The 25,275-nt window shown below is 66.2% G+C and carries 21 protein-coding genes; 8 read left to right on the forward strand and 13 right to left on the reverse strand.

What is annotated here, in order from left to right; genetic code table 11:
• Nucleotides 1-134 precede the first annotated feature (134 nt).
• The 12 genes from ACZ1JV_RS19925 to ACZ1JV_RS19980 all read right to left on the reverse strand — a co-directional run bounded on the left by ACZ1JV_RS19925 (nucleotide 135) and on the right by ACZ1JV_RS19980 (nucleotide 15,974).
• Nucleotides 135-2,030, reverse strand: coding sequence for an XrtA/PEP-CTERM system amidotransferase (locus ACZ1JV_RS19925; protein ID WP_465150200.1), 1,896 nt, complete (start codon nucleotides 2,028-2,030; stop codon nucleotides 135-137).
• A gap of 11 nt (nucleotides 2,031-2,041) precedes the next feature.
• Entirely contained in the window at nucleotides 2,042-3,562 is a 1,521-nt protein-coding gene (gene xrtA / locus ACZ1JV_RS19930; RefSeq protein ID WP_465150201.1) for an exosortase A, read from the reverse strand.
• 28 nt (nucleotides 3,563-3,590) lie between these two features.
• Nucleotides 3,591-4,811: a TIGR03087 family PEP-CTERM/XrtA system glycosyltransferase gene (locus ACZ1JV_RS19935; RefSeq protein ID WP_465150202.1), complete on the reverse strand. Its 1,221-nt coding sequence runs from the start codon at nucleotides 4,809-4,811 to the stop codon at nucleotides 3,591-3,593.
• On the reverse strand, nucleotides 4,811-5,884 hold the full coding sequence (locus ACZ1JV_RS19940; RefSeq protein WP_465150203.1) for a FemAB family XrtA/PEP-CTERM system-associated protein: 1,074 nt from the start codon (nucleotides 5,882-5,884) through the stop codon (nucleotides 4,811-4,813). Before ACZ1JV_RS19940 ends, ACZ1JV_RS19935 begins: the two co-directional genes overlap by 1 nt.
• Nucleotides 5,881-6,789 (reverse strand): XrtA system polysaccharide deacetylase, encoded by a 909-nt coding sequence (locus tag ACZ1JV_RS19945; RefSeq protein WP_465150204.1) that lies wholly within the window; start codon nucleotides 6,787-6,789, stop codon nucleotides 5,881-5,883. The genes ACZ1JV_RS19940 and ACZ1JV_RS19945 overlap by 4 nt, the downstream gene beginning before the upstream one ends.
• Before the next feature lie 32 nt (nucleotides 6,790-6,821).
• Entirely contained in the window at nucleotides 6,822-8,042 is a 1,221-nt protein-coding gene (locus ACZ1JV_RS19950) for an XrtA/PEP-CTERM system-associated ATPase (RefSeq protein ID WP_465150205.1), read from the reverse strand.
• 23 nt (nucleotides 8,043-8,065) lie between these two features.
• A complete protein-coding gene (locus tag ACZ1JV_RS19955; protein ID WP_465150206.1) occupies nucleotides 8,066-9,805 on the reverse strand; it encodes a preprotein translocase subunit YajC in 1,740 nt (579 codons plus the stop codon).
• Nucleotides 9,802-10,851 carry a P-loop NTPase family protein gene (locus ACZ1JV_RS19960; RefSeq protein ID WP_465150207.1) on the reverse strand — a complete coding sequence of 350 codons (1,050 nt, stop codon included), beginning with the start codon at nucleotides 10,849-10,851 and terminating at the stop codon, nucleotides 9,802-9,804. The genes ACZ1JV_RS19955 and ACZ1JV_RS19960 overlap by 4 nt, the downstream gene beginning before the upstream one ends.
• 13 nt (nucleotides 10,852-10,864) lie before the next feature.
• Complete coding sequence (locus ACZ1JV_RS19965; RefSeq protein WP_465150208.1) at nucleotides 10,865-12,385, reverse strand: XrtA system polysaccharide chain length determinant; 1,521 nt, start codon at nucleotides 12,383-12,385, stop codon at nucleotides 10,865-10,867.
• A 17-nt stretch (nucleotides 12,386-12,402) separates the two neighbouring features.
• Nucleotides 12,403-13,047: an XrtA/PEP-CTERM system exopolysaccharide export protein gene (locus tag ACZ1JV_RS19970; RefSeq protein ID WP_465135483.1), complete on the reverse strand. Its 645-nt coding sequence runs from the start codon at nucleotides 13,045-13,047 to the stop codon at nucleotides 12,403-12,405.
• A gap of 168 nt (nucleotides 13,048-13,215) precedes the next feature.
• Nucleotides 13,216-14,442: a pyridoxal-dependent decarboxylase, exosortase A system-associated gene (locus ACZ1JV_RS19975; protein WP_465150209.1), complete on the reverse strand. Its 1,227-nt coding sequence runs from the start codon at nucleotides 14,440-14,442 to the stop codon at nucleotides 13,216-13,218.
• On the reverse strand, nucleotides 14,439-15,974 hold the full coding sequence (locus ACZ1JV_RS19980; protein ID WP_465150210.1) for an acyl-CoA ligase (AMP-forming), exosortase A system-associated: 1,536 nt from the start codon (nucleotides 15,972-15,974) through the stop codon (nucleotides 14,439-14,441). The genes ACZ1JV_RS19975 and ACZ1JV_RS19980 overlap by 4 nt, the downstream gene beginning before the upstream one ends.
• 35 nt (nucleotides 15,975-16,009) lie before the next feature.
• Between ACZ1JV_RS19980 and ACZ1JV_RS19985 the strand changes: the two genes are divergently transcribed.
• Genes ACZ1JV_RS19985 through ACZ1JV_RS20000 form a run of 4 tightly spaced genes read left to right on the forward strand, consistent with a single transcriptional unit; the run spans nucleotide 16,010 to nucleotide 18,804 of the window.
• A complete protein-coding gene (locus ACZ1JV_RS19985) occupies nucleotides 16,010-17,014 on the forward strand; it encodes a GNAT family N-acetyltransferase (RefSeq protein ID WP_465150211.1) in 1,005 nt (334 codons plus the stop codon).
• Between the two features lie 38 nt (nucleotides 17,015-17,052).
• Nucleotides 17,053-17,316: a phosphopantetheine-binding protein gene (locus ACZ1JV_RS19990; RefSeq protein ID WP_465135487.1), complete on the forward strand. Its 264-nt coding sequence runs from the start codon at nucleotides 17,053-17,055 to the stop codon at nucleotides 17,314-17,316.
• A gap of 25 nt (nucleotides 17,317-17,341) precedes the next feature.
• A complete protein-coding gene (locus ACZ1JV_RS19995) occupies nucleotides 17,342-18,016 on the forward strand; it encodes an alpha/beta hydrolase family protein (protein ID WP_465150212.1) in 675 nt (224 codons plus the stop codon).
• Complete coding sequence (locus tag ACZ1JV_RS20000) at nucleotides 18,013-18,804, forward strand: hydrolase 1, exosortase A system-associated (protein WP_465150213.1); 792 nt, start codon at nucleotides 18,013-18,015, stop codon at nucleotides 18,802-18,804. Before ACZ1JV_RS19995 ends, ACZ1JV_RS20000 begins: the two co-directional genes overlap by 4 nt.
• 205 nt (nucleotides 18,805-19,009) lie before the next feature.
• Here the strand turns inward: ACZ1JV_RS20000 and trxB are convergent, their stop codons facing one another.
• Nucleotides 19,010-19,978 carry a thioredoxin-disulfide reductase gene (trxB, locus tag ACZ1JV_RS20005; RefSeq protein ID WP_465150214.1) on the reverse strand — a complete coding sequence of 323 codons (969 nt, stop codon included), beginning with the start codon at nucleotides 19,976-19,978 and terminating at the stop codon, nucleotides 19,010-19,012.
• A 178-nt stretch (nucleotides 19,979-20,156) separates the two neighbouring features.
• Here trxB and ACZ1JV_RS20010 point away from each other — a divergent pair, with 178 nt between their 5' ends.
• From ACZ1JV_RS20010 to ACZ1JV_RS20025, 4 genes are all read left to right on the forward strand, one after another.
• Nucleotides 20,157-21,035 (forward strand): alpha/beta fold hydrolase, encoded by an 879-nt coding sequence (locus ACZ1JV_RS20010; RefSeq protein ID WP_465135491.1) that lies wholly within the window; start codon nucleotides 20,157-20,159, stop codon nucleotides 21,033-21,035.
• 143 nt (nucleotides 21,036-21,178) lie between these two features.
• A complete protein-coding gene (locus tag ACZ1JV_RS20015) occupies nucleotides 21,179-22,288 on the forward strand; it encodes an HlyD family secretion protein (RefSeq protein ID WP_465150215.1) in 1,110 nt (369 codons plus the stop codon).
• Nucleotides 22,289-22,300: 12 nt separating this feature from the next.
• Complete coding sequence (locus ACZ1JV_RS20020; protein ID WP_465135493.1) at nucleotides 22,301-23,833, forward strand: DHA2 family efflux MFS transporter permease subunit; 1,533 nt, start codon at nucleotides 22,301-22,303, stop codon at nucleotides 23,831-23,833.
• A gap of 2 nt (nucleotides 23,834-23,835) precedes the next feature.
• Nucleotides 23,836-25,272, forward strand: coding sequence for an efflux transporter outer membrane subunit (locus ACZ1JV_RS20025; RefSeq protein ID WP_465150216.1), 1,437 nt, complete (start codon nucleotides 23,836-23,838; stop codon nucleotides 25,270-25,272).
• Nucleotides 25,273-25,275: the final 3 nt, after the last annotated feature.

The following is a 25,275-nucleotide window of genomic DNA, read 5'->3' on the forward strand; positions in this document are numbered from 1 at the left end:
TGGCGACCTGGTATCTTCATGCACGTCCTGCGATGAGGCCTGGAGCACCCACCTAGGACAAAGCTACTAACAAGAGGTTAGGTTAATCGACGTTCACGATGATTTCCGGCCGAATGCGGCTTTTCCGGTTAACTTCACGCGATTCCCAGCCGCGAGAGCGACCTGTCGAGCATAAGTAGTTGCCACAGCAGTCGCGCGTGGTCGGCCCGGCCGGTAATGTGCGCCTCCGCCAAAGCCGTGATCCGGCGCGAATCGAACCAGCCCGTGCGGGCCAGCGTGGCGCTGGTGGCGATTTCGCGCGCGGCGCCGGCCAGCGGGCCGCGCAGCCATTGTGCGATCGGCGTCACGAAGCCCTGTTTGGGGCGGTAGAGAATATCGTCGGGCAACATCCGCCGCATCGTGCGCTTCATCAGCCACTTGCCCTGCCCGCCCCGCACACGCATCGATTCAGGCAGGCTGGCGGCGAACTCGATCAGCCGGTGATCCAGCAGGGGCTCGCGCGCTTCCAGGCTTACCGCCATGCTCGTGCGATCGACCTTGGTCAGAATATCGCCGGGCAGCCAGTGCTTCAGATCGGCGTATTGCGCACGGTCCAGACCGGATCGGGCGGGCGCATTCCGCATCGTGCGGATCACCGCATCTTCCGCCCGATAATCGCCGCGCAGCCGCCGGAACGCGTCCGAATAGAGCGTATCGCGCAGTTCCGGCGCCGTAAAACCGATCGCCCGCGCATAGCCCGTCGCGCTGTCCGCAGCCAAAGAGAGCAGTGTCGCCTTGGCTCGCAGCGGACGAGGTGCCCAGTCGGCCTTGGGCCATATCCGTCCCATGCCGCCAAAAACCGGCCCGCGCAGCGCTTGCGGCAGGATCGCGCGAACCCGATCCTCGCCATGCTGGAACACGTGACGGCGGTATCCTGCCAGGGCCTCGTCCGCACCGTCCCCCGAAAGCGCGACGGTCACCGATTCCCGCGCCAACTGGCAAACGCGCCATGTCGGCAGCGCCGACGCATCGGCAAAAGGCTCATCGAACATGCCCGCCAACGTATCGATCGCCCCGAAATCGTCTGGTGAGACCCGGCGCGATACATGATCGGTCGAAAACCGCCGCGCGACGACATCGGCGTAGCCGGTCTCGTCCAGCGCCTCGACATCGAAGCCGATCGAGCAGGTCTTTACCGGACGCGATGACGCCTCCGCCATCAGCGCGACGACGCTGGAGCTGTCCACACCGCCCGAGAGGAAGGCGCCCAGCGGAACGTCAGCCACCATGCGCGAGGTTACCGCCTCGCGCATCAGGTGCAGCAGTTCAGCCTCAAGGTCAGCCACGCTGCCCTTGCGTCGTTCGGCAAATGAAACGTCCCAATACTGCGTCGGCCTGGGCATGGGCGCGCCGTGGCGCAGCAGCAGCGTGTGGCCGGCCGGCAGCTTGCTGACGCCCTTCAGGATCGCGCGGTCGTCGGGCACGTAACCCCAGGCGAGGTAGTCCTCCACCGCCAGCGGATCGATCTCTCGCCGCAGCAGCGGATGGGCCAGCAGCGCCTTCAACTCCGAACCGAAGGCCAGACTGCCGTCGCTGAGCGGCGCAAGGTAAAGCGGCTTCACCCCCAGCCGGTCGCGCGCCAGAAACAGCGTGCGTGCCTCCAGATCATAAACGGCGAAGGCGAACATGCCGTGGAGGCGCGAAACGCAGGCTGGCCCCCAGTGCCGCCAGGCGGCCAGGATCACCTCGCTATCGCCTTCGGTCTGGAACACGGCCCCGTGCGCCGCCAGTTCGCGGCGCAGTTCCTGAAAATTGTAGATTTCGCCGTTGAAGACCAGCATCGCCCGGCCATCGGGAGAGGCCATGGGCTGCGGCGACCCGGCAAGGTCGATGATCGAAAGCCGGCGATGTCCCAACGCCACGCCCGGCGCTGTCCACACGCCATGGCCGTCGGGTCCGCGGTGCGCGATGGCATCGCACATCGCCTCCACCCGCGCGGGATCGACGGGTTTTGGCGTCTCAAGGTGGTAGATTCCGGCTATCCCGCACATAAATGAAGGGCCTAGCGGAGCTTGCCGACGCGGTCCATCCACGCGCCCGGGTCGCCCGTCGCGGTGAGGAACCGGGCGATCGCGGTTTTTGCGGGCCGGCCGGGGCGATCTTCGGCGGACAGGATCAGCATCATCGTCGGCCTTGCACGCAGCAGCAGGTGGTCACGGATCACGGCAAGCTTCAGCTGCGCGTTGCTGCCGGTCAGCATGTCGCCCGTGCGGAACCACGTTACCGCAAGCCGTTCGACGCTGCCGTGGCCCAGCAGGCGCTCACTGCGCGCGTCGGTGAAAGCAGGACCATTGCCTTGCCAGGCCCATGGGCTGTCCGGCATCAGAGCGCCCTGCCCGAACCCGCCAGCCTCGCGGCCTTCGCCCTGGCTGGTGTAGAAGGCGACGAAGACGTCCACTTCCTGACCGCCCTCGTCCGCATAGCGGCCCAGCAACCGGTGCTCCGCCCCTTGCGCGCGCGGCTGCCACCAGATCTGGGGATCGTAGTCCACCCGGTGCCATCCGGACACTTCGGGCAGATCGATCCGCTGCGGCATGGGCGCCGCCAGCGCGTCGGCTCCGCGCGCCCACAGCAGCAGACCCACCACCAGCGCCGCCATGGCGACCAACGCCGCGAGCGCAGGAATTTTCCCACGCGCCTCGATACGGGTCAGCAGCGGGCTGCCCTCTATCTTCGCCGCATCGATCATCGGCGCGTCCACCGGCCGGTCGAAGAAGCGCCAGCCGCCCGCGATCACGGCCGCCAGCACCAGCGCGAAGAATATCCAGCCGTAGACGATATGGTCGAAGCCGGACGCCTTTTCGGCGCCGACGAATTGCGCGGCATAGATCGTCGCCCATGCCCGCACGCCGTTGGCCAATATGGGCACGGTCACGCAGGCCAGCATGAACAGCCCCCGCCTGCGCCATGCGACGAAGCAGACATTGGCCGCCAGCGTGCCGAAGGCGACCATGGCAATCAGGAACTTCACGCCCGAACAGGCTTCCGCCACTTCGAAGAGGCCCGCCGGCGTATCGATGAACACGCCGTCGATCCGGGCGTCGATGCCGGAAAGATGCGTGAGCGCCACGGTGATCGCTGCCGTCAGGGTCTGCAGAACTTCGACCAGTTCCTCTCCGAACGGGACGAGGAAGCCCATGTAGCAGAGCGGGAACAGCAACCCGGCCGTAACGCGCGGACCAAGCAGCAGTGGAACCGTCGCCGCCAGAAGGCCGACCGCGCCTGCCTGCCGCGCCAGATCAAGGCCCGAGATGGCCCCCAGCAGCCACAGAAAGCCCGCGCCGGCGAACGGGATCAACCCCGGCGCCCAGGCGCATGGCGTCAGCCGCGCGAGTTCGCCCCGCCTTTGCCATACCAGCCAGCCAAGGATCGGCGGGATCAGCACGACATGATTGTAGGTGGAAATGTCCCACCACTGACGTGCCATCGCCGCCCAGTCGGGCAGGAACACCGCGAAGAGCGCCAGCCATGCCAAGGCGACACGCGCCAGCGCATGGCGCCAGTTTTCCGGCAGCAGGGTCATGGGCAGGGACGGCGCCAATCGGCCAGCCTTAGGCGGCATCGCTAAGCCCGGCGGGTTTGCAGCCCATCAGCCCCGGCAGCGATGCAAGCGCGGCTTGCCAGCCGGCGTTCGTCTCGATCCAGGACCGCGCGCTGTGCCCCATCGCGGCCGCCCGGGCCGGATCGCCGGCCAGCATGCATACCGCAGCGGCCAGCGCGGCATCGCTGTCCGCCACCGAAAAGGCCTCCGGCCCGGCCGGAATGCCGGTTGCGGCGCCCGAGGAAAGCACGACGGGCAGGCCCATGCTCATCGCCTCCAGCACCTTGTTCTGCACCCCCCGCGCGATTTCCAGCGGCACGAGCGCCATATCGGCCGCCGCCAGAAAGGGCCGCACGTCGTCCACCCGCCCCCAGACGCGGATGCCGTCGCGCCCGTCCTGAGCGACAAGCGACGCTGGCGGATTGCGGCCGACGACATGAAGGCTGGCATCCGGGAACGATGCCCGCACCACGGGCATGATCCGCGTGATCGCCCGCTCCACGGCGGCGATGTTGGGGGCATAGTCCATCTGCCCGGTGAAGATCAGGCGCGGACCGGGCATGGCGGCCATGCGCGGTTCGGGCGAGATCTTCGCAGGATCGTAGAAATCGCTGTCGATGCCGTTGCCCAGTGCGCGGACGGTGCAGGACGGATCGGCCAGACGCTGGCGGAACAGCGCCGCTTCCGCCTCGCTCACCAGCAGTGTCGCTGCCGCGCGGCGGGCGATGCGGGCTTCCTCGGCGGCGAGCAGGCGCCCTTCGCGCCGCTCCATCCAGGCACGAAAACCGCGTCCATTGGCGCCGTAGGCTTCGAACTTGGCGGAATCGACATCGACCAGATCGGCGATCACCCGCCCCGCGAAATCGGTCGGGACATATTGGCCGACTTGCCCGGAAAACAGGTAGATCGCGCCGATCGGCCGCGTGCGCAGGGTTTCGACCACCCAGCGCGCCATGCGGGCATCGTGAAAGGCGGTGACGCTGATCGGCGCGCCGCGTGCCAGAGCCTCCAGCCCCGCACGCGGCAGCGACTTGCCACGATCGAGCAGCAGGTGGCTGGTCGCCAGTTGCGCCAGATCGCTCTCGCTCGCCCGGTCGGCCGGATCGTCGGCGAAGCAGCCCACGTGAACCGGGCCCATCCGTGCCAGCGCCTTCAGGATGTGGTGCGAACGGATCTTGTCCCCGCGATCCGGTGGAAACGGGATGCGGTGGGCCAGGAACAGCACTTCCATCAGCCGATCCCGCGCGCGATCAGCGGCCCCAGCCGGTTGGCGAGCGCCAGCGGCAGGCGTTGCCAGACCTTGATCTGCAGCGAGAGTCCGGAGCTGGTGGGATCGGCATCGCGCTTGGCGGCGCCGGGCGCGGTCCATGCGGCATAGCTCAAGGGTTCCGGTTCGAAGCCCCAGTTCCGCTTGAAGTGATAAGCGCCGCTATTGGTCTTGGAACGGCCGAAGTCGAAATGCGAGGCTCCACGCACGCGGGCATGGCGCATCAGTTCGAAATACATCCGGTCATTGGCGCGCAAGGCCCGTGCGGCGTGGGTGCCCCCGCCCCAATAGGGCATCACCGCGCCCCGGTGGTAGAGCGAGATCACGCTGGCGACGGGTACGCCCTGATGGCGCACGGTCAAGATGTCCGCGTCGGCGCCGAATGCGTCAACAACCGCGTCGAGCAGCGCGCGGGGGAAGACCGGAGTACCGAGATTGCGATAGCTTTCGGCAAAGACCGCGTAGTGCGCCGCGCGGTCGCGCTCGCTGGTGCCGACCTCGATTTCGAGGTCGAAGCCCAGCCCTTTGCGCACCTCTGCACGCTGTTTGCGTGGGATCGCCAGCAGTTCCGCCTCGTCATCCGCGGCAAGCGGGCGCGCGAAGTTGCAGTGGCTCTCCGTCTTGCGCACCCAGCCCGGCCGCGCATCGGGCAGAACACCGCCGCGCAGTTCGATGGCAGGACAGGACAGGCGCAGCGCCAGTTCCTCCAGCGCGGCGAAGATGACTTCCTGGTCTGCCTGATCGGTGGTGAGCAGCCCGCCGCCGACGGCGAAGCCGCTGGAGGCCAGCAGCCGCCCGAATACCGGCGAGTGGATCGCGTTGAGCGGCAGAAAAGCTGCCAGTTCCCCCTGCTTTTCCTGCACCAGCGCCAGAGCGCGATTGCCGGTGGCCTTGGCGGCGGCGACGAACCAGCAGGGGCGATGGAACGGCGTGGCGTCGGGATGGCGTGCCAGGAACCCCTCGATCCGCGCCTGTTCGTCCGGGTCGGCAAGATCGAGCAGGCGGATACTGGCCGGCAGCGAAAACGGCGCGTTCATGCCGCCAACGTTTCTGCCAACGCTTCGGCCAGGATCGGGGCGACCGCCGCCTCTCGCGCGGCCAGTTCGTCCATCCGGCCCCAGCGGAATTCGCCCACCAGACGCCGCAGCTTGCCCGCCATCACGCCCAGATTGGTGTAGTGCCGCAGCCGGGAACGCAACGGCGCATTGCCGACACGCGGCTGGCCGGGATCGATCTCCCACGGGTGGAAATAGAACACCGCCGGGCGGCCCTGCCCGTTCACCTGCCGGATCGCCCAGCGGGAGAAGGCATAAGGCAGCACGCGGAAGAACCCGCCGCCGGCAGCCGCCAGCCGCCGCCCACGCAGCAGCGCGGTGGTTACCGGGATCTCTACGAAATCGGCCCCCGCAATGGGCTGAAACGCGAAACGCGGGGCCTCTCGCCAGCCGTAGTGATCGTGCACCACCGGCGCCACGCTGGAGGAATAGCGATAGCCCTGCTCGGCCAGCACGTCGAAAGCCCAAGGGGTGCGCGCGTCGATGGAAAAGCTGGGTGCTCGATACCCCGTCACGGGCGTGCCCGCGGCATCCTCTATCGCCTTGCGGGCGCGCGACAGGTCTTCGCCGAAGCGTGCCGCGTCCATGCGGAACACCCGCTCATGATCCCAGCCATGGCTGGCAATCTCATGCCCGGCATCGACGATGCGGCGGATCATCGCCGGATGCCGCTCGGCAATCCAGCCCAGCGTGAAGAAAGTGCCGACGACACCGGCATCGGCAAACAGCGCCAGAATCTCGTCGCAGTTGCGCTCAACCCGGCACGGCAGCGAGGGCCATTGGGCGCGGTCGATCACGGTTTCGAACGCGCCGACCTGAAACCAGTCCTCGACATCGACCGAAAGCCCGTTGATCGCCTGCCCGCTTACCGGGCGCACATCGCGCATGTCTCGCTCCGTTTCCGGGACGCGGGTTTGAATCAGGCCGCCGCGCGGTGGCCTGCGCCGCCCTCGAACCATTCGATCAGCATGGTCAGCATGTGGCGCAGCGTCGCTTCCTGCTCCGCCACGCGCGCTTCCTGCTCCGCCACGCGCGCTTCCAGACTGGCGACCTGCGCCTGGGCCTGGGCCAGTTGATCCTGCAAAGCCGCGACGGCTGCACCATCGCTCTGACCCGCAGGCGCATGGCGCGCCTCGTCGGCCGCAGCGGCGAGTTCCAGCACCGCGCGCTGCAATTCGTCGATCTGCATGTCCCGATGCGTCAGCGCCGCCTCGATCATCGCGGCGGTCGCAGCGGTATCGATGGCGATGGCCGGCGCGGCGGCAGCGGCTTGCGCCGAAACCTTGGCCTTGGTCTTCTTCGGCTGCGGGCTGACCAGCGCGCGGGCGCCATCGTCATCCAGCTCGCTCAGCACTTCGCGCAGCATCTCCGCGTCGATCCGCGTCTTCTGCTCGACCGCGCCCAGCAGCAGCAGGCGATTGAGCACCTGGTTGATGCGGCGCGGAATGCCGCCGGTGGCCGCATGGATTTCGGCATGGACATCGTCGTCAAAAGCGGGCTGCCCCTGCCAGCCGGCGCAAGCCAGACGGTGTTCGACGTAAGGCTTCACTTCGCGCACGGTCATCGCCGTCAGATGATGCGTGGCGATCACGCGCTGACGCAGCTGCTCCAGCTCCGGGCTTTCCAGCAGCGTCGCGCGGAATTCCGGCTGGCCCAGCAGCAGCGTCTGCAGCAGCGGATGCGCGCCCAGCTGGAAGTTGGAGAGCATCCGCAGTTCCTCGATGGCGCTCACCGAAAGGTTCTGCGCCTCATCGACGATCAGCAGGCAGCGGCGGCCGGCACGCGCTTCCGAATGGAGGAAGCTTTCGATCGCGCCCAGCGCTGATGCCTTGTCATGCCCCGCCACCGGCAAGCCGAATTCCTGCGCGACGACGTGGACGATCTCTTCGCCATCCAGCGCGCTGGTCACCACCAGCCCCACGGTAAGCTGCGCGGGATCGATCGTTGCCATCAGGTGCGCGACCAGCGTGGATTTGCCCGCGCCGACTTCGCCGGTGATGACCACGAAGCCCTCTCCCTGCGCCAGGCCATAGCCCAGGTAGGACAGCGCCTTGCGGTGCGTCGCGCTCTCGAAATAGAACGCCGGATCGGGGGTGAGTTGAAAGGGCCTCGCCCGGAGCCCGTAGAAATCTTCGAACATTTCTCTGTTCTCCCACGAAACTCTTAAAAACTGTACCTCAACCCTGCCAGGGCAGATGCGGTCCAATAATCATCGCTGAGTGAATCGTCACGGCTTGCCCCGTCTAGGCTCAGCGCCAGCGTTGCCCGCAGCCGGCGCGCCAGCATCCGGTAATAGGACGCGCTGACGCCATAGCCAGCCACGTTCCCGGTCAGAGAATCGTTGCTGGACAGCCAGTTGGCATAGGCACTGGTGGACCAGCCCGCCTCGCGGCCCAGACGGCCGGAGAGATAGGCGGCCACCCACCAGTTTTCGTCGATCACGCCGTTCGCGGCTGCCAGCACCGAATCCTGCCGCGCGATGAAGCGGCGATTGTCGTAACCGAAGCCGACGCCGCCATCGAGACGGCCGATCTTGGTGGACCAGCTGGCCGCGAAACCGCGCGCGCGGAACACGGCGGAGCGCACCGAACCCAGCGTGCCCGAAAGGCAGTTGCCACCGTCCAGAGAGGATACGCAGCCGCGCAGATCGCCCGTCACGGGATCGCGCACCGCCTCGAAATCGTCGGGCAGTTGGTCGATCGCGCGATTGAGCTGGCCGCCGAAGCCGGACAGGTTGTTGTAGACCACCACGTTCACGCTGTTGCGGTCGTTCGGTGCCCAGGCCAGCGTGCCGCCATAGGCCGTGCCGCCGTAACGCCGGCCGAAATGCGCGGTGAGCGAGGTGCGCGGGCCGGGCCGCCACATCACCGCCACGTCCCAGATCAGTCCGCTGACGTCATAGGCCAGTTCGCGCGGTGCGCTCTTGTCTGTCTTGTAGCGGCCATTGCTGCCGATCACGGGATTGCCGTCCGCATCGCGAAGCACATCGCGGCTGGAGACTTGCACATCCTCATAGCCCAGCGCGCCGACCAGACGCACGGTGCGGCTGACGGGCACTGTCACCAGCCCCCGCGCCTGTGCGTCACGCACGCGCTGATCAAGGTTGGAAACGTCTTCCTGATAGAAGCTGCCGGCCACGCCCAGCCCCACGGGGGCGATGACGTAAGGCGCAACGCCCGCTTCCGCATCGGCCACTTGCGTAACGCTGTGGTCGAAGATGTCGGTGGCCGACGCCCCCGGCGTGGCGACGTAGGCATTGGGCTGGTCTACCTTGGTATAACCCGCCCGGTAATCGGCCGAGAGGTCGATATCGCCCGCCCGCGTCTTGAACGAAGGGCCACCGTAGACCGAATAGATATTGGTGCGCGACTTCGCCGGCACCAGTCCGCCGGAAAGCGCCGCGCCGCGATTGTCCACGCTGGTCTGCGTGGCGAGAGCACCCGCCTCCAGCGTCAGGCCCGGGGCGATGGTGGTGTAGCCACGCGCAACGCCGCTGATAACGTCGCCGTTGGTCGCCTTGCCCCAGCCGATCTGCTTCTGATAGCGGACCGATGCCGCCAGCGCGTTGTTGCGCCCCTCGATCGAAGCATCGACGCCCACCGCCAGCTGCGTCCAGGTCAGCACGTCGTTGCCCGGCGAAAGCTCCGCCGTCACGATCTGGTCCACCTCGATATAAGGGGATACTTCCAGACGGCGCGCGCCCTTGGTGCCGCCGCGGCCTTTTCGGCCGCCGGATTTGCCGAGCGTGCCGGCATCGCTGCCGGCACCACTGGCGCCATCGCCGGAAGCCGAGGAACCGCCCGTAGGCTCATAGCCCATGGATTGGGCCAGAGCAGTCGCGGGTATCAGGGCAATAGAAACAAGCGCACCGGCAAGGCACGCCACCGAACGTCCAAACTTCATCCACTGTACCCGTAATAGGCGCCGAACCGGCGGCCGCTCGGGCTGAACTGTGCAGCGTTGAGCAGGAGTTGAACATTCGGGCAGCCGTCCAGGAGGGAGACGGCATCTTCCAGCGCGCCCTGCCCGGTACGGTCTGCGCGCACGATCACCACCACCTGACCAACATGCTTGGCCAGTTCGGCGGCGGGCGATGCGGCCAGCGCGGGCGGGGAATCGAAGATGACGATGCGGCGCGGCGCGCCCTCGGTCAGCCGGGCCAGCACTTGCGCCGCGCGCGAAGTGCCCAGGTATTCGCTGTCGTTCACCGTCGTATCGCCGGCCGGCAGTACCCAGAGGCCGGGCACATCGGTGCCAAGCACGCAATCGGCCACGTCGATGCTCTCGTCCATCAGCGCGTCCATCAGCCCGTGCCCGCCGGGGAGGCCCAGCGTGGAGAGGATCGACGGCTTGGCGAAATCGGCATCGACCAGCAGGACCTCGCTCTCCTTCTCGGCCGCGATGGCCAGCGCAAGGTTGAGCGCGCAGTAAGTCTTGCCCTCGCCCGGGTGGGGTGAGCTGATCAGCACGCGCTGTGCGGCGGCACCGGCGTTCTGGCGGCGAAGCTCGGCCGACTGCACCAGAAGGTGACGCTTGACGATGCGGAACTCTTCCAGAAGCGCGGTCACGGCACCTTCGGGCACGATCAGGCCCTGATCGCGCAGCCGATCCCGATCGATCGGGTGGCGCAGGCCGGTGAAGGACAGCGGCGCGACGGCTTCGTGTACGGGCGCTGCGGCAGCCGAAGTTTCGACTGCAGGAACGGCAGCCTCTTCCGCAGCCGGGGCCGCCAATGACGCAGGCGTAACGGGCTTCACCGGGGCAACCGGCTTTACCGGCGCCTGCACGGGGACAGGCGATACCGGCGGCACCGAAATCGCCGGACGCATCATGCGCGTAAAGTCGAAGCGGCTGGCAGCGCGCTCGATCAGCGATTCGCGCGGCTGCGCGTTATCGCCTGCGTCTGCACCGTGATCTTCTGGCACGGGAAGCTTGCTGTGTTCGGTCATCGTTGCCGTATCCTCAGACCACCGTGCCGCGCTGGATGAATTCCACCGCCAGCAACACCACGAACAGCGCCCCCAATCCGGCGCCAACACCGCAGAACTGTTTCAGGCGGCGCGCACGCACGGCCCGCGCGCCATCGGTAAGGTGCTGCGAGATCGCGCCCAGCACCGGCAGCCCGGTCGCCTGTTCCAGCCTGCCGGCGGTCGCGAATACGGAACGCAGGCGGCTGAGGGCAAAGGCCGCCATGCAACCGCCACCGATGCCGACCAGCAGCACGCCGAACAGCAGCAGCGGGCGATTAGGCGCCACTGGCTTGCGCGGGCTCGTCGGCGGATCGACCACCTGGAACTTCACCGCCTCGCGCCCGGTCTTCACTTCGCCGCGCAGGCGCAGCTCCTCACGGTCCTGCAGAAGCTTGTCGTACTGTTCCTTGAGCACGTCGTAGTCACGGTTGATCCGCTGCGCCTGGGTGGCCAGTTCGGGGTCCTGAATGGCCGATGCAGTGAGCGAGCCGATGTCGGACTGCAGGCCCGCCTTGCGCGCCACCAGCGCCTGCACCGCTGCCTGCCGCTCCGCCCGGATCGACTGCAGCGAGCTATAGGCCGGGTTCGGCGTGCCGCCGCCACTCGCCGCTTCCTGCGCCGCCGGGCCTTTCAGCGCGGCGATCTGGTTGCGGGCGGCGATCACGTCGGGGTGATTGTCGGTAAGGCCGCGCGCCTTCATCGAAGCGAGGTCGGCCTGCGCACGCGCCAGCGCCGCACCGGCGCCGCTGCCGGCCGTACCGGGAAGCGTGCGCGGGGTGCTGGCAAGCTGCCCGTCCATGGAGGCAAGCGCGCTCTGCGCCGCCACCAGATCAGCCTCCACATCGCGAAGCTGCGTGCGCGACGAATCCAGCCGCTGCACGACGGCGACGCCGCCCTGCGCGAGTTCCGGGTGCTGCGCTTCGAAGGAAGTGCGGCGCTGTTCGGCGCTTTCCAGCTCCTTTTCGCGCTGGCGCAGCTGCTGGTTCACGAATTCCAGCGTCTCCACCATGTCGCCCTTGTCGCCGGCGAGATTTTCCTCACGGAAGATGTCGATCATCTTCTGCGCGATCTCATGCGCCAGCTTGGCATTCTCGGCATCGGAGAACGATCCGTAGTCCGCGGTGGCGGTGATCTGGAAAAGGTTGTCCTCCTGGCTGACGACCTTCACCTTGTTGCCCAGCCGCAGCACCGCAGCTTCCATCTGCGCGGGCGAATTGACGGTGGCGCCAAGCCGCGTGCCGCGCACGACCTTCTCCAGATTGACGGCGCTGGTCAGCGTCTGGCGGATGCGTTCGATATCACGCTTCTTGTCAGCCACGCCGATGCCCACCTGCTCTGCCAGGGCATCGTCAAGCTGGATGAAAATGCGCGCCTGCGATTCGTAGCCATTGGGAATCAGGGCGACCACCAGCCAGCCGGCAAGGCAGATCGCCCAAGCCACCGCCAGCGCGATCCAGCGGCGGTGCCAAACGCTGTGGACCGCGCTCAGCAGTTCTTCGTAGAGGCCGTTCATGTCGCCCTAAGCCCCTCTCAGAACATGCTCTCGGGGATGATGATCACGTCACCGGGGCTGAGCATGACGTTAGCCTTGCTCTCGCCCTTCTTCAGCAGATCGGCCAGACGCAGAGCATATTCTTTCTGCGTGCCGCTGGCCTTGTCGAACCGGATCAGCTTGGCGCGATTGCCCGCCGCGTATTCGGACAGGCCGCCCACCGCGATCATCGCGTCCAGCACGGTCATGTTCGCGCGGTAGGGGATCGACGCCGGCTTCTCGGTCGCGCCGACGATGCGGATCTGCTGGCTGAACGTGCCGGAAAACCCGTCCACGATCACGGAAACCAGCGGATCCTCGATATATTGCGAAAGCTGGAGGCGGATGTCCTCCGCCAGCATCGCCGGCGTCTTGCCCACGGCCGGCATGTCCGCGATCAGCGGGGTGGTGATGCGTCCGTCCGGCCGAACCTGCACTTTCGCGCCCAGTTCCGGGTTGCGCCAGACAAAGATCGTCAACTGATCGAGGGGCCCGATCACGTATTCCTCGCCCGGCCCCTCCTGCATCGCCACGAACTGCGCCGGCGGCAACTGCGGCCGCGAGGCCGCATCTGCGCAACCCGTCAACACCACGCCGGCCAGCGCGGAGCCGCCCAAAAGGCGGATAATTCGGGACTGCAGCATAATTACATTCCTCCAGCGCCGGCCCGTGGAGGAAGGCACCTCATACGGACATGGCAGAATCCAGCCTCCGCTATCGGTTAAAAGGGTGAACATTGCGTTAGCCAATTCACCCCGATTCGGGAGTAGTCCCGAGTTGGGACAGACTTGCCGCTAATGCTGACGCCGCCGTTAGACCAGCATTTCGCGCGCTGGCCCCTGCCCCAGGAACGTCGCCGGGCTGGCGCTGGCACCATAGGCACCGGCACAGAACACGGCGATCAGATCGCCTACTTCGGCGCGGGGAAAACCACCTTTATCCGCGAGCTTATCGAGCGGAGTGCATAAGCATCCGACGATCGAGGCCTCTTCCTTCACCGGCGCGCCAAACCGCGTGGCGATGGCCGAGGGGTAATTGCGGCGAACCACCGTGCCGAAGTTGCCGGAGGCGGCAAGCTGGTGGTGCAGCCCGCCATCGGTGACCAGGAAGACTTCACCATGACTGACCTTCCGGTCGATCACGCGGGCGATGTAGACGCCTGCCTCGCCCACCAGATAGCGGCCGAGTTCGATGCAGAATTCCGTTTCGCGCAGAATTTCAGGCAGCGATTCGAACCGCTCCGACAGGCGCGCGCCCACTTCCGAAAGATCCAGCGGCACATCGCCGGGGAAGTAGGGGATGCCCAGCCCGCCGCCCAGATTGCAGTGCGGCAGCGCCGCGCCGCTCGCTTCGGCCAGACGGGCGGCAAGATCCAGCGTCTGCCCCTGCGTTTCCGCGATGGCCGCCGCATCCAGCGCCTGTGAACCGGCGAAGATGTGAAACCCACGCCATTCCGCGCCGCTGGCGATCACTTCGCGAACCAGCGCGGGCACACGCTCGGCATCGATGCCGAACGGCTTGGCACCGCCGCCCATCTTCATGCCCGACCCCTTGAGATCGAAATCGGGGTTCACGCGAATGGCGAGGCGCGGCGTGCGGCCCAGTTTTTCACCAATGGCGAAGGCACGGCGCGCCTCGGCCTCGGATTCGAGATTGAGAGTGACACCGGCCGCGATCGCCGCCTCCAGTTCGCGGTCACGCTTGCCGGGGCCGGCGAAGCTGACGGTCGCCAGATCGATCCCGGCGCCGCGCACGATGTCCAGTTCGCCACCGGATGCGATATCGAAGCCGTCGACCAGTCCGTTCATCAACGTCAGCAGCGCGCCGAAGGGATTGGCTTTCACCGCATAATGCAGCGCCAGTTTCGCCGGCATCGCCGCGCGCAACTGCGCGACACGGCGGCGAACCAGTTCGGCGCTGTAGAGGAACAGTGGCGTGTCACCGGCCTGCGCAACCCATTCGGTCACCGGCTTGCCGCCCACCGCGAGCACGCCGTCGAGGGCTTCGTAACCATCCGGTATCGGACCCAGCGGCTTCACGAGGCCATCTCCGCAAGTTCGGCCGCAAGGCCAGTCCGATCGATCTTGCCATTGGGACCGATGGGCATGGCATCACGCCAGTGAATGACTTGGGGCATCATGAAATTAGGCAACTCTTCCTTGAGCTTACGCGGCAATTCTTCTGCGCTATCCAAGGTTCCGGGCGCAGCGCGAACGACGAGGTGAACCGCCTGCCCCAACCTTGGATCGGCCACGCCCAGCGCGACGGCTTCGGCGACGAGGCCGGTGGCCAGCGCGGCCTCTTCCACTTCCTGCGGGCTGATGCGATTGCCGGCGGACTTGATCATGGCGTCACGACGGCCGACGAAATAGAGCAGCCCATCGGCTTCACGCTTCACCCGATCCCCCGACCAGACCGCCATGCCGCCATAGCGGGAAGCGGCAGGCGCAGGCTTGTAGCGCTCCGCCGTACGCTCTGGATCCTGCCAGTATCCTTGCGCCACCAGCGGGCCGGAATGGACGAGTTCGCCCTCCTCTCCATTCTGAGAAATATTTCCCAAATCATTGATTACAAGCACTTCTGCGTGGGGAATTTCCTTGCCCATCGATGTCGGGTGCGTGTCTATCAGCGCGGGATCGAGATAAGTGGAGCGGAACGCCTCGGTCAGTCCGTACATCGCGAAAAGCCGGGCTTGCGGGAACAGTGCGCGCAAGCGGCGGACCAGATCCACGGTCAGCGCCCCACCGCTGTTGGTCAGGCGGCGCAACCGGGCAGCGGTTTCCACCGGCCAGTCGAGTTCGGTGATCTGCACCCATAGCGGCGGCACGGCAGCTAGCGTGGTGATCCCGTGCCGCTCCACCGCCTTCACGACGTCGCGCGGCATGAGATAGTCCAGCGGCACCACGCAGCCGCCCGCATGCCACGTAGAAAGCAACTGGTTCTGGCCGTAATCGAACGACAGCGGCAGCACCGCCAACGTGCGATCATCCGAAGCAAGGCCCAGATAGTCGTGAACGCTCTCCGCCCCCAGCCACATGTTGGCATGGCTGAGCATCACACCCTTGGGCCGCCCGGTCGAACCGCTGGTGTACAGAATCGCGGCCAGATCGTCGGGATCGGCTTGCGATGGCGCCAGATCGCCGCCAAATTCCTGCGCATTGGCCAACGCCGCCGCTTCCTCCACCAGACGGCAGGCAGCCGGAACGTCCGCTTCGCCCAAGGTCGCCAGCCGCGCAGGGGTGCCGATCAGCATAACCGCGCCGCTGTCCGCAAGGATATGCGCCACTTGCGCGTGCTTCAGCAGCGGATTGACCGGCACATGCACCAGCCCCGCCCGCGCCGCCGCCAGCGGCATCAAGCAGGTCAGTTCACCTTTGGCCGCCCAGGTGGCGACACGCGCGCCTTTTTCGGGAATTTCACGTGCCAACCATGCCGCAACGCGAGAGACACGCGATCTTAAGGCCTTGTAGTCCAGCGTCTCTCCGCGCAACACCAGCGCCGGGGCATCGTCTGCCCCGCGCAGCGCCAGATGGTCGAGCGGCAGGATCGGGTTTTCGGGACTGCCGCTCATGGTGAGGAAAGGCTCCGCAAGAGGTTCGTAGCTACGTGGTAAACGTCGATTATCACCGCGATCTTAAGCAAGTGCAATCGGATGGCCCGCTAGCGCTGTGGCTGTCCGAGAGCAACCAGCGTGCGCCGTTCGACCGGCTGGAGTGGTTTGCGATGCTGGCCGAACATTGCGGTATCGCCCCCTTGATGGCCGTGGCGCGCGACGGGAACGAGCTTGCGGTGCTGCCGCTGACCGGGAAATCGGGTGAGCTTAAGGCACTATCCAATTGGTATTCGTTCCGTTTTCGGCCTCTTCTCGCAAAATCCGATGAGCCGCTCACCGCGCTGGCCCGCGATTTGGGCAAACGCGCGCACCGGGTGACGCTGCATGGCGTCCCCGATGAAGAAGGCAGCGCCACGCGGCTGGAACAGGCCTTCAGCAAGTCCGGCTGGGTCGTCTCCCGCTCGCGGTGCGATACCAATCACGTGCTGCTGATCGCCGGGCGCGATTACGACGAATATATCGCCTCTCGCCCCGGCCCTTTGCGCACCACGCTGAAGCGCAAGTCCGGCAAAGTGACGACGGCTGTCTTCGATCATTTCGACGCCGCTGCATGGGCGGCTTATGAGGACATCTACGCCGAAAGCTGGAAGACGGCGGAAGGCAGCCCCGCATTCCTGCGTGCCTTTGCGGTGGCCGAAGGCGCCGCCGGGCGGCTGCGGCTGGGCGTCGCCCTTGTGGGCGGAGAGGCCGTGGCCGCGCAGATGTGGACGGTGGAAGGCGGCACCGCGTGGATCCACAAGCTCGCCCATCGGGAAAGCGCCAAGCCATTCTCCCCCGGATCGGTGCTGAGCGCGGCGCTGTTCCGCCATGTGATCGACATCGACAAGGTAGACCTCGTCGATTTCGGCACGGGCGACGATCCCTACAAGCGCGACTGGATGGAAATTGTGCGGCCGCGATACAGGTTGGAGATGTATCGGCCGCTTGATCCCAGAAACTGGCTGCATATCGCCAAACACGGCGCGCGCCGCCTTGCCGCAGCCGCGAAGCGCGGCTAGAGGCGCGGAGATTACGACAATGCCCGAAGAGAGGGGCCATGCAAGACGACACCGACCTGCTGCTGCGCCGCATCCTGACGGACGTGCTGGGCCTGAAGCAGGGACAAGCCGAGACTTTTCAGGCCGATACCGGCCTGTTCGGACACCTGCCCGAACTCGATTCGATGGCCGTTGCCGGCCTGCTGACCGAGTTGGAAGACCGTCTGGACATCATCATCGAGGACGACGAGATCGACGGCGAGATGCTGGAGACTTTCGGCGCCTTGCTGGAATTCGCCAAGGCCAAGCGCGCCACGGCCTGACCTGCCTTGATGGGGGGATCGCCCGATGAGCCCCCTCACCTGGCCCTGCCCCCTGCCTGAAGGTGGTGCGAGCGAGGAATATGCCCTCGCCTGCGATCGCGGCCGCGCGTCGCGCCTGCTGATCGTTCCCGCACTTTTCGACGAAGCGAACCGCCTGCGGCGTTTCTGCGCCGAAGTCATGCGGCGGCTCGACCGTGCGGACATCGATGCATTTCTGCCCGACCTTCCCGGAACCAACGAAAGCCTGCGCGATCTTCGCGATCAGGACGCCGAAAGCTGGCGCGCGGCGATGACGGCTGCAGCCGATCATTTCGGCGCAACCCATGTGCTCGCCCTGCGCGGAGGATGCCTGTTCACCCCGGCCGGACTTTCCGCGTGGCATTATGCGCCAGTGAAGGGAGCCAATATCCTGCGCTCGATGCTGCGCGCCCGTATGCTCGCCAGTCGCGAGGCCGGGCGGGAGGAAAATCGCGAGGTCTTGACGGAAACGGCGCATCGCGATGGCATCGTGTTGGCCGGATATCCGCTGGGTCCGGCATTGTTCCGCGATCTGGAAGCGCTCGCACCCGATCCGTCAGTGCCCGTCATCGCGCAGGAGCAATTGGGCGGCAGCGGCCTCTGGCTGCGCGCCGAGCCGGACGAGGATGCGGCACAGGCCGATGCCTTGGCCGCCTTGCTGATTGAGGGGGTGCGCGGATGACACGGCGGCATTTCACGTTCGCCTGCGAAGGCTCGGAGCTTGCCGCCAGTCTCGATGAAGCTGCCGGAACCACGGCACTGCTGATTGTTTCCGGTGGCAACGAGACCCGCGCCGGGGCGTGGAACGGGCAGGCCCTGCTCGCCGCGCGCATCGCTGCCGAGGGCTATCCAGTGCTGCGTTTCGACCGGCGCGGCGTGGGCGACAGCACGGGAGACAACCGGGGATTTCGTTCCAGCGGCCCGGACATGGCCGCCGCGATTGCCGCGCTCCGCGTGCAATGCCCGCAAGTCTCCCGCGTGGTCGGCTTCGGCAATTGCGATGCCGCCAGCGCGCTGATGCTGGCCGGTGGCGCGGGTCTGGATGGGCTGGTGCTGTCGAACCCATGGACGTTCGACGAGGATGCCGCCGACGATGCTCCCGCCGAAGTCGTGCGCGATCACTATCGGCGCCGACTTGCTGATCCGGCGGCTTTGAAGCGGCTTCTTACCGGAAAAGTGGCGGTGGGCCCGCTGCTGCGCAGTCTGCTGGCGGCCGCGCGCCCTGCTCCGTCCGCGCCGAAGGGACTTGCCGCGGAAATCGCGGCGGGGATTGCGGAGTTCGGAGGACCGGTCCGGTTTCTGGTCGCGGGGCGGGATCGTACCGGGCTCGCCTTCGCGGCGAATTGGAACAAGGCCGACGCCCGCCTGCAATCATGCCCGGAGGCTTCGCATAGCTTTGTCGAGCCGATAGCGCAGGACTGGCTGGCAGGTCAGGTGTTGGCATGTCTTGAGGCTGTGACGGCACACTGAACGGGCGGCTTTCGGCGGCGCCCTTCAACAGCGCCCATCAAACTCCGTCGCCCCCGCGGAGGCGGGGGCCCCGCTTCCCTCGCGCTACGCCTCAAGAACAAGCGGGATCCCCGCCTTCGCGGGGATGACGGGATTTGGGCAGCGTTACTTAGGGGCAATGGTCAAAGCAAGGCGGGAAAGCCGTGCCTTCCCGCCCCACTGATGCTTACGCCTCGACCTTCGCCGCTTCGGCAAAGTCGCGATGGGCAAGGTAGCGCTCGGCATCGAGCGCGGCCATGCAGCCCGTACCGGCGGCAGTGATCGCCTGGCGGTAGGTGTGGTCCATCACGTCGCCGCAGGCGAAGACGCCAGGGATTTCGGTCTTCGGCGTGCCGGGTTCGACGAGCAGGTAGCCGGTTTCGTCCATCGGCAGCTTGCCCTTGAACAGTTCGGTCGCCGGTGCGTGGCCGATGGCAACGAAAGCGCCGTCGGTGAGGATTTCACTCTGCTCGCCGGTGTGCGTATCGATCAGGGCCAGCGCGCGCAGTTCGCCGTTCTCGCCTTCCATGAAGCGCTCGACGCGCTTGTTCCACACCACCTTGATCTTCGGATTGGCGAAGAGGCGATCCTGCAGGATCTTCTCGGCGCGCAGCGTGTCGCGGCGGTGGATCAGGGTCACTTCGTCGGAGTGGTTGGTGAGGTAGAGTGCCTCTTCCACGGCGGTGTTGCCGCCGCCGATCACCACGACCTTCTTGCCGCGATAGAAGAAACCATCGCAGGTGGCGCAGGCGGACACGCCCTTGCCCGAAAGCTCCTGCTCACCCGGAACGCCCAGCCACTGCGCCTGTGCGCCGGTCGCGATGACCAGCGTGTCGCCTTCGTAGATGTCGCCCGAATCGCCCACGGCGCGGAACACCGGGCCTTCCAGATCGACCGAAGTGATCACATCGTACATCATGCGCGTGCCAACGTGGACGGCCTGCGCCTCCATCTCCTGCATCAGCCACGGGCCCTGGATCACTTCACGGAAACCGGGATAGTTCTCGACATCGGTGGTGATGGTCAGCTGGCCGCCGGGCTGAAGACCCTGCACCACGATCGGCTCCATGCCAGCGCGCGCGCCATAGATCGCGGCGGACAGGCCACCGGGGCCGGAACCGATAATGAGCATGCGGGTCTTGTGCGTGGTCGCCATTTACGAAGCCTCCGGCCTGAATCTCAAACAATGCAATTCGTGAAAATCGTCGGGGCGCGAGATAGGGGCAAGACCCCCGGTTTGCCAAGCGTTCCGGTCCTCATGGAAATACTTGATCCCCGCAAATCATCGCTTCGCCGTGGTTGACGGGCCCCGCGCGGCGGACCACGCTCAGCCGATGGACACACAACTCGGCCCCACTTCCAACCACTTCGTCTCGCAGCGCCTGCGGCTCAACTATGTCGACTGGGGCAATGTCGACGCGCCGCCGCTGATCCTGCAGCATGGCGGGCGCGACCATTGCCGCAGCTGGGACTGGGTGGCCGAGGAGCTTCGGCGCGATTGGCACGTGATCTGCCCGGACCTACGCGGCCACGGCGATTCCGAATGGTCCCCCGAAGGCCACTACGGCATGGACGCGATGGTCTACGACTTCGCGCAGCTGGTGCACACGCTGGGTTATGACAAGGTGACGATCATCGCCCATTCGCTGGGCGGCGGCATCGCCACGCGCTTCACCGGGCTGTTCCCCGACAAGGTGGAGAAGTTCGTCAATATCGAAGGACTCGGGCCGCCGCCGCATATCCGCCGCCAGATGGAAGAGCGCGGCGTGGGCGAACGGCTGCGCCAGTGGATCGACGACAAGCGCAAGGCCGCCGGCCGCACACCCCGCAAATACGCCACCCGCCGTGACGCCTATGAGCGCATGAAGGAAGAGAACTCCTTCCTGACCGACGAGCAGGCCCGCCACCTGACCATCCATGGCACCAACCGGAACGAGGATGGCACTTGGAGCTGGAAGTTCGACAATTACGTCAACATCTGGTCGGTCTCCGACATGCCGACCAGCGACGTTACCGCACTGTGGCAGGCGATTACCTGCCCGATGCTGATGCTGTGGGGGAAGAACAGCTTCTCGCAGAGCCCCTCGATCGACGGGCGGATCGACTATTTCCCGACGGCGCAGCTGATCGAGTACGACGATGCCGGGCATTGGCTGCACCATGACCAGTTCGACCGGTTCATGGGCGACGTGAAAGCGTTCCTCGCCAGGTGACGGCCGACATGATCGCAATCGCGATCACCCGATGCGCACCCTTGCGATGGTTGTATTGCTGATAATAACTATGCTTAGTATCTGCGCGCAGAAGTTCCGGGCCCGAGTCTCGGCCCCAGCGCGCACCAAGGGCATAGGAACGCATGAACGCCGAAACCTCGATCAAGGCCGAAGACAACATTGTTTCGGTCCCACGCGCAAAGCGGCGCTCCCTGCGGGCGGTGCTGATGATTGCCGGCCCGCTGATCGTGCTGGCCGGCGCGGGTTGGTTCTATCTTTCCGGCGGTCGCTATGAAGAGACCGACAACGCCGCACTGCAGACCGGCATGGTCGCGGTCAGCCCCAATATCGCGGGTACTGTCGTCGCCATCGAAGTTCATGAGAACGACCGCGTTCGCAAGGGGCAGGTGCTGTTCCGCATCCGCCCGACCAACTTCGCCGCCGCCGTCGATTCCGCCGAAGCCGAACTGGCCAAGGCGGAAACCGATGCGGCTTCGCTGCGCGCCGATTACCGCGAGGCCCTGACGCAAGTTTCCACCGCCAAGGCACGCCACGATTTCGCCGTGGGCGAAGCCGCCCGTCAGAAATCGCTGACCGGCGAAGGCATTTCCTCGCGCGCGCAGTACGAACAGGCCGCGACCGAGGCACGTGCCTCGCTGCAGGCCATTGCCGCTGCCGAGGCGCGCGTCGAAAGCCTGCGCGCCAGTCTGGCCGGGCATATCGACGGCGACACATCCGCCCTGCCCGAAGTGCGCAAGGCTGCCGCGAAGCTGGCGCAGGCCCGCATCGACCTTGGCGATACCGAAGTGCGCGCGGCGCAGGACGGCGTCGTCACCCGCGGGAACCAGCTTCAGGTCGGCAACTACGTCTCGCCCGGCCGTGCGGTATTCATGCTGACCGGCCAGAACTTCTGGGTGCAGGCGAACTTCAAGGAAGACCAGCTTCACTACATGCGCGCGGGTCAGCCGGCGACGGTGAAGCTGGACGCTTTCCCGGACCGCGCATTGAAGGCCCATGTCCAGAGCTTCAGCCCCGGCACCGGGTCCAGCTTTTCCGTCCTTCCTGCAGAGAACGCCACCGGCAACTGGGTGAAAGTGGTGCAGCGCCTGCCCGTGCAGATCACGCTGGACGAACCGGCGGGGAACCTGCCGCTGGGCGCCGGACTTTCCGCCACGGTCACGGTCGATACCGGGCACCAGCGCCATCTCTTCGCCGCCGATACGACGGCCAAGACCGCACCCCAAAAGCGCTGAGGAGCGCGGGTCATGCCGGCAACCTCGGCCTACCCGCCGCCGCTTGAGCGGCTGCTGATCACGGTGCCCTGCATGCTGGCATCGACGATGGTGGCGGTGGACGTGACCATCGCCAACGTCGCCTTGCCGCACATGCAGGCCAGCCTCTCCGCCTCTCAGGAGCAGGTGCTGTGGGTGCTTACCAGCTACCTTGTCGCCAGCGCCATCGCCACACCGCTCAGCGGCTGGCTGGCCGGGCGCGTGGGGCGCAAGAATGTGATGCTGTTCTCGGTCGCCGGGTTCACGCTGGCCTCGGCGCTCTGCGGGCTGGCCACCGATCTCCAGACGATCATCCTCGCCCGCTTCCTGCAGGGAGCCTGCGGCGCCGGGCTGGTGCCGCTGAGCCAGGCGATCCTGCTGGATATCAACCCGCCGGAGGAACACGGCAAGGCCATGGCGATCTTCGCGCTCGGCTCCATGGCCGGGCCGATCATCGGGCCGACGCTGGGCGGATGGCTGACCGATGCGCTGTCCTGGCGCTGGGTGTTCTTCATCAACCTGCCGTTCGGCGCACTCTCGTTCCTGGGAATGCTGGCCTTCCTGCGCCGCCGCCCCAGCCGATTGCAGACGCGGTTCGATCTGCTGGGCTTCATACTGGTCTCCATCGCGCTAACGACATTGCAGCTGATCCTCGACCGCGGCGAGCATCTGGACTGGTTCGATTCCGGAGAGATCCGCATCTATGCGCTGATCTGCTCGGTGGCGACCTATCTGATGGTCGTGCACATGGCGACCGCGCGGGACACTTTCATCCGGCCCAGCCTGTTCAAGGACCGCAATTTCGCGATCGGATCGATCTTTTCGATGATGATCGGCGTGGTGGCCTTTGCTACGATCCCGATGATCGTGGTGATGACGCAGTCGCTACTCGGCTATTCGGCGCTGCAGGCGGGCTTCATCAGCCTGCCCCGTGCGATCGGCACGCTGACGTCGATGCTGATCGTTTCCCGCGTGCTCAAGTATGTCGATACGCGCGCGGTGATCGTCACCGGGCTGGTGCTGATGGGCACCGGAATGCTGATGTATTCGCGCGTGGACCTCTATGTGGACCAGCGCACCTTGCTCATCTGCGGGCTGGTGCAGGGACTGGGCAGCGGGATGATCTTCGTGCCGCTGTCCGTCATCGTCTTTTCCACGCTGGATCCGGCCTTGCGCAACGAGGGCGCGGCGATCTTCGCGCTCACCCGCAATGTCGGCAATGCGGTGGGAATCTCCGCGATCCAGTACGAATATCTCCACCTGATCGCCCAGTCCCGCAACGATCTGGTGCAGCACGTCCGCCCGGACAATCCCGTGTTCGCCTGGGCCCGCCCCGATTTCGACTTCGGATCGCAGCAGGCCCTGTCCGCCATCTATGGCGAAGTCTCCCGCCAGGCGACGATGGTGGGCGACGTCACGCTGTTCCACGCCGTGTTCCTGCTGACCCTCTGCCTGATCCCGCTCGTGATGATGATGCGCGTGCGCAAGATGCAGGTGGACACCCATACGCTGCCCATCGGGGAATGACCTTGCGCAAGACCGCCACTCTCGTCCCGCTGCTTTTCTGCGCCGCCTGCACGGTGGGGCCGAACTATGCGCCCCCTGCCCCGCCTTCAGCCCAAGCGGGCTATGGCGCCGCGGCCGCAAGCGCATCGTTGGGCGAAGCGGCGCAGGCGGATTGGTGGAAGGCTTTCGGCAATGCCCAGCTGGATACGCTGGTAGCGCAGGCGCTCGCAGGCAATCACTCGCTGGCCGCGTCGCGCGCGACGCTGGAAAAGGCACGCCAGCAGGTCGCCGCCGTGGCCGGCAGGCAATTGCCGCAACTGGATGCCAATGCCCGCGCGGAGTACGAGCGGGTCAATCTGGCTGCCTTCGGACTTTCCAGCGATTCCCAATTCGGCGCGATCCCCAATCCGAAGTTCGATCTCTACACGCTGGGCGGCGGCGTCAGCTACGACCTCGACCTGTTCGGCGGCAACCGCCGCGCGCTGGAACGCGCCGCCGCGGAGGCCGAGGCGGAGGAACGCGCGACCGAGGCGGCGCATCTGCTGATCGCAGGCCGCGTGGTCGCTCAAGTGCTTGCCATCGCCGCGCTGAACGACCGGCTGGCGACCGAGCGCGCGCTGATCGCAGAGGATGAGCGCAACGTCACGCTCACCCAGAAGCGGGACCGGGCGGGCGAAGGCACGCAAGTGGAAGCGCTCAGCGCCCAAGGCCAGCTCGCCAACGACCGGGCAGACTTGCCAGGGCTGGAACAGCAACTGGCCGAAGGCCGCGCGATGCTGGCGGTTCTCCTTGGCATTTCGCCGCAGGAACTGGGTGAGACCGGGTTCGATCTCGACGCTTTCGTGCTGCCGAGCAATGTGCCGGTCGCCCTGCCCTCCACGATGGTCCATTCCCGCCCGGACATTCGCGAGGCGGAAGCGCGGCTCCACGCCGCCGTCGCCGGAGTGGGCGTCGCCACCGCCAACCTCTATCCGGACATCACGCTGGGCGCGACGACCAGCCAGTCGACATCCGAAATCGCCAGTATGTTCAGCAGCAAGTTCAACGCGTTCGACATCTTCGTCGGAATTTCCGCGCCGATCTTCCACGGCGGCACGCTGAAGGCCGAAAAGCGCGGGGCAGAGGCGGAAGCAAGGGCGGCTGCCGAGCAATACAAGCAAGTCGTCACCGAAGCCTTCGGTCAAGTATCCGGCCTGCTTTCGGCACTGGGCAACGACGCCCGCGAACTCGGCGCACGAGAGACGGCGGCTCAGGTTGCCGACCATTCGCTACGCCTCTCTCGCCGCAGCTTCGAAGTGGGCAACAGCGGCGTGTTGCAGGTGCTGGATTCCAGCCGTTCTTCGCAACACGCGCGATTGGCGCTGGTCGATGCCCGCGCGCGGCAGTTCCAGAACGTCGCGCGGCTCTATGCGGCAACGGCGGGCGGCTGGGTGCCGGCGGAAACCGTTGCCGCCCGCTGAAGC

The organism is Novosphingobium sp. BL-S-19, from assembly GCF_055521675.1.

Bases quoted from the DNA above. Each gene is read 5' to 3' on its own strand.
- ACZ1JV_RS19970 (WP_465135483.1), bottom strand. From the start codon at position 13,047: ATGCTGCAGTCCCGAATTATCCGCCTTTTGGGCGGCTCCGCGCTGGCC.
- ACZ1JV_RS20000 (WP_465150213.1), top strand. From the start codon at position 18,013: ATGACACGGCGGCATTTCACGTTCGCCTGCGAAGGCTCGGAGCTTGCC.
- ACZ1JV_RS19940 (WP_465150203.1), bottom strand. From the start codon at position 5,884: ATGAACGCGCCGTTTTCGCTGCCGGCCAGTATCCGCCTGCTCGATCTT.
- ACZ1JV_RS19965 (WP_465150208.1), bottom strand. From the start codon at position 12,385: ATGAACGGCCTCTACGAAGAACTGCTGAGCGCGGTCCACAGCGTTTGG.
- ACZ1JV_RS19925 (WP_465150200.1), bottom strand. From the start codon at position 2,030: ATGTGCGGGATAGCCGGAATCTACCACCTTGAGACGCCAAAACCCGTC.
- trxB (WP_465150214.1), bottom strand. From the start codon at position 19,978: ATGGCGACCACGCACAAGACCCGCATGCTCATTATCGGTTCCGGCCCC.
- ACZ1JV_RS19955 (WP_465150206.1), bottom strand. From the start codon at position 9,805: ATGAAGTTTGGACGTTCGGTGGCGTGCCTTGCCGGTGCGCTTGTTTCT.
- ACZ1JV_RS19950 (WP_465150205.1), bottom strand. From the start codon at position 8,042: ATGTTCGAAGATTTCTACGGGCTCCGGGCGAGGCCCTTTCAACTCACC.
- ACZ1JV_RS19980 (WP_465150210.1), bottom strand. From the start codon at position 15,974: ATGAGCGGCAGTCCCGAAAACCCGATCCTGCCGCTCGACCATCTGGCG.
- ACZ1JV_RS19995 (WP_465150212.1), top strand. From the start codon at position 17,342: ATGAGCCCCCTCACCTGGCCCTGCCCCCTGCCTGAAGGTGGTGCGAGC.
- ACZ1JV_RS20015 (WP_465150215.1), top strand. From the start codon at position 21,179: ATGAACGCCGAAACCTCGATCAAGGCCGAAGACAACATTGTTTCGGTC.
- ACZ1JV_RS19960 (WP_465150207.1), bottom strand. From the start codon at position 10,851: ATGACCGAACACAGCAAGCTTCCCGTGCCAGAAGATCACGGTGCAGAC.
- ACZ1JV_RS19935 (WP_465150202.1), bottom strand. From the start codon at position 4,811: ATGGAAGTGCTGTTCCTGGCCCACCGCATCCCGTTTCCACCGGATCGC.
- ACZ1JV_RS20020 (WP_465135493.1), top strand. From the start codon at position 22,301: ATGCCGGCAACCTCGGCCTACCCGCCGCCGCTTGAGCGGCTGCTGATC.
- ACZ1JV_RS19945 (WP_465150204.1), bottom strand. From the start codon at position 6,789: ATGCGCGATGTGCGCCCGGTAAGCGGGCAGGCGATCAACGGGCTTTCG.
- xrtA (WP_465150201.1), bottom strand. From the start codon at position 3,562: ATGACCCTGCTGCCGGAAAACTGGCGCCATGCGCTGGCGCGTGTCGCC.
- ACZ1JV_RS20010 (WP_465135491.1), top strand. From the start codon at position 20,157: ATGGACACACAACTCGGCCCCACTTCCAACCACTTCGTCTCGCAGCGC.
- ACZ1JV_RS19990 (WP_465135487.1), top strand. From the start codon at position 17,053: ATGCAAGACGACACCGACCTGCTGCTGCGCCGCATCCTGACGGACGTG.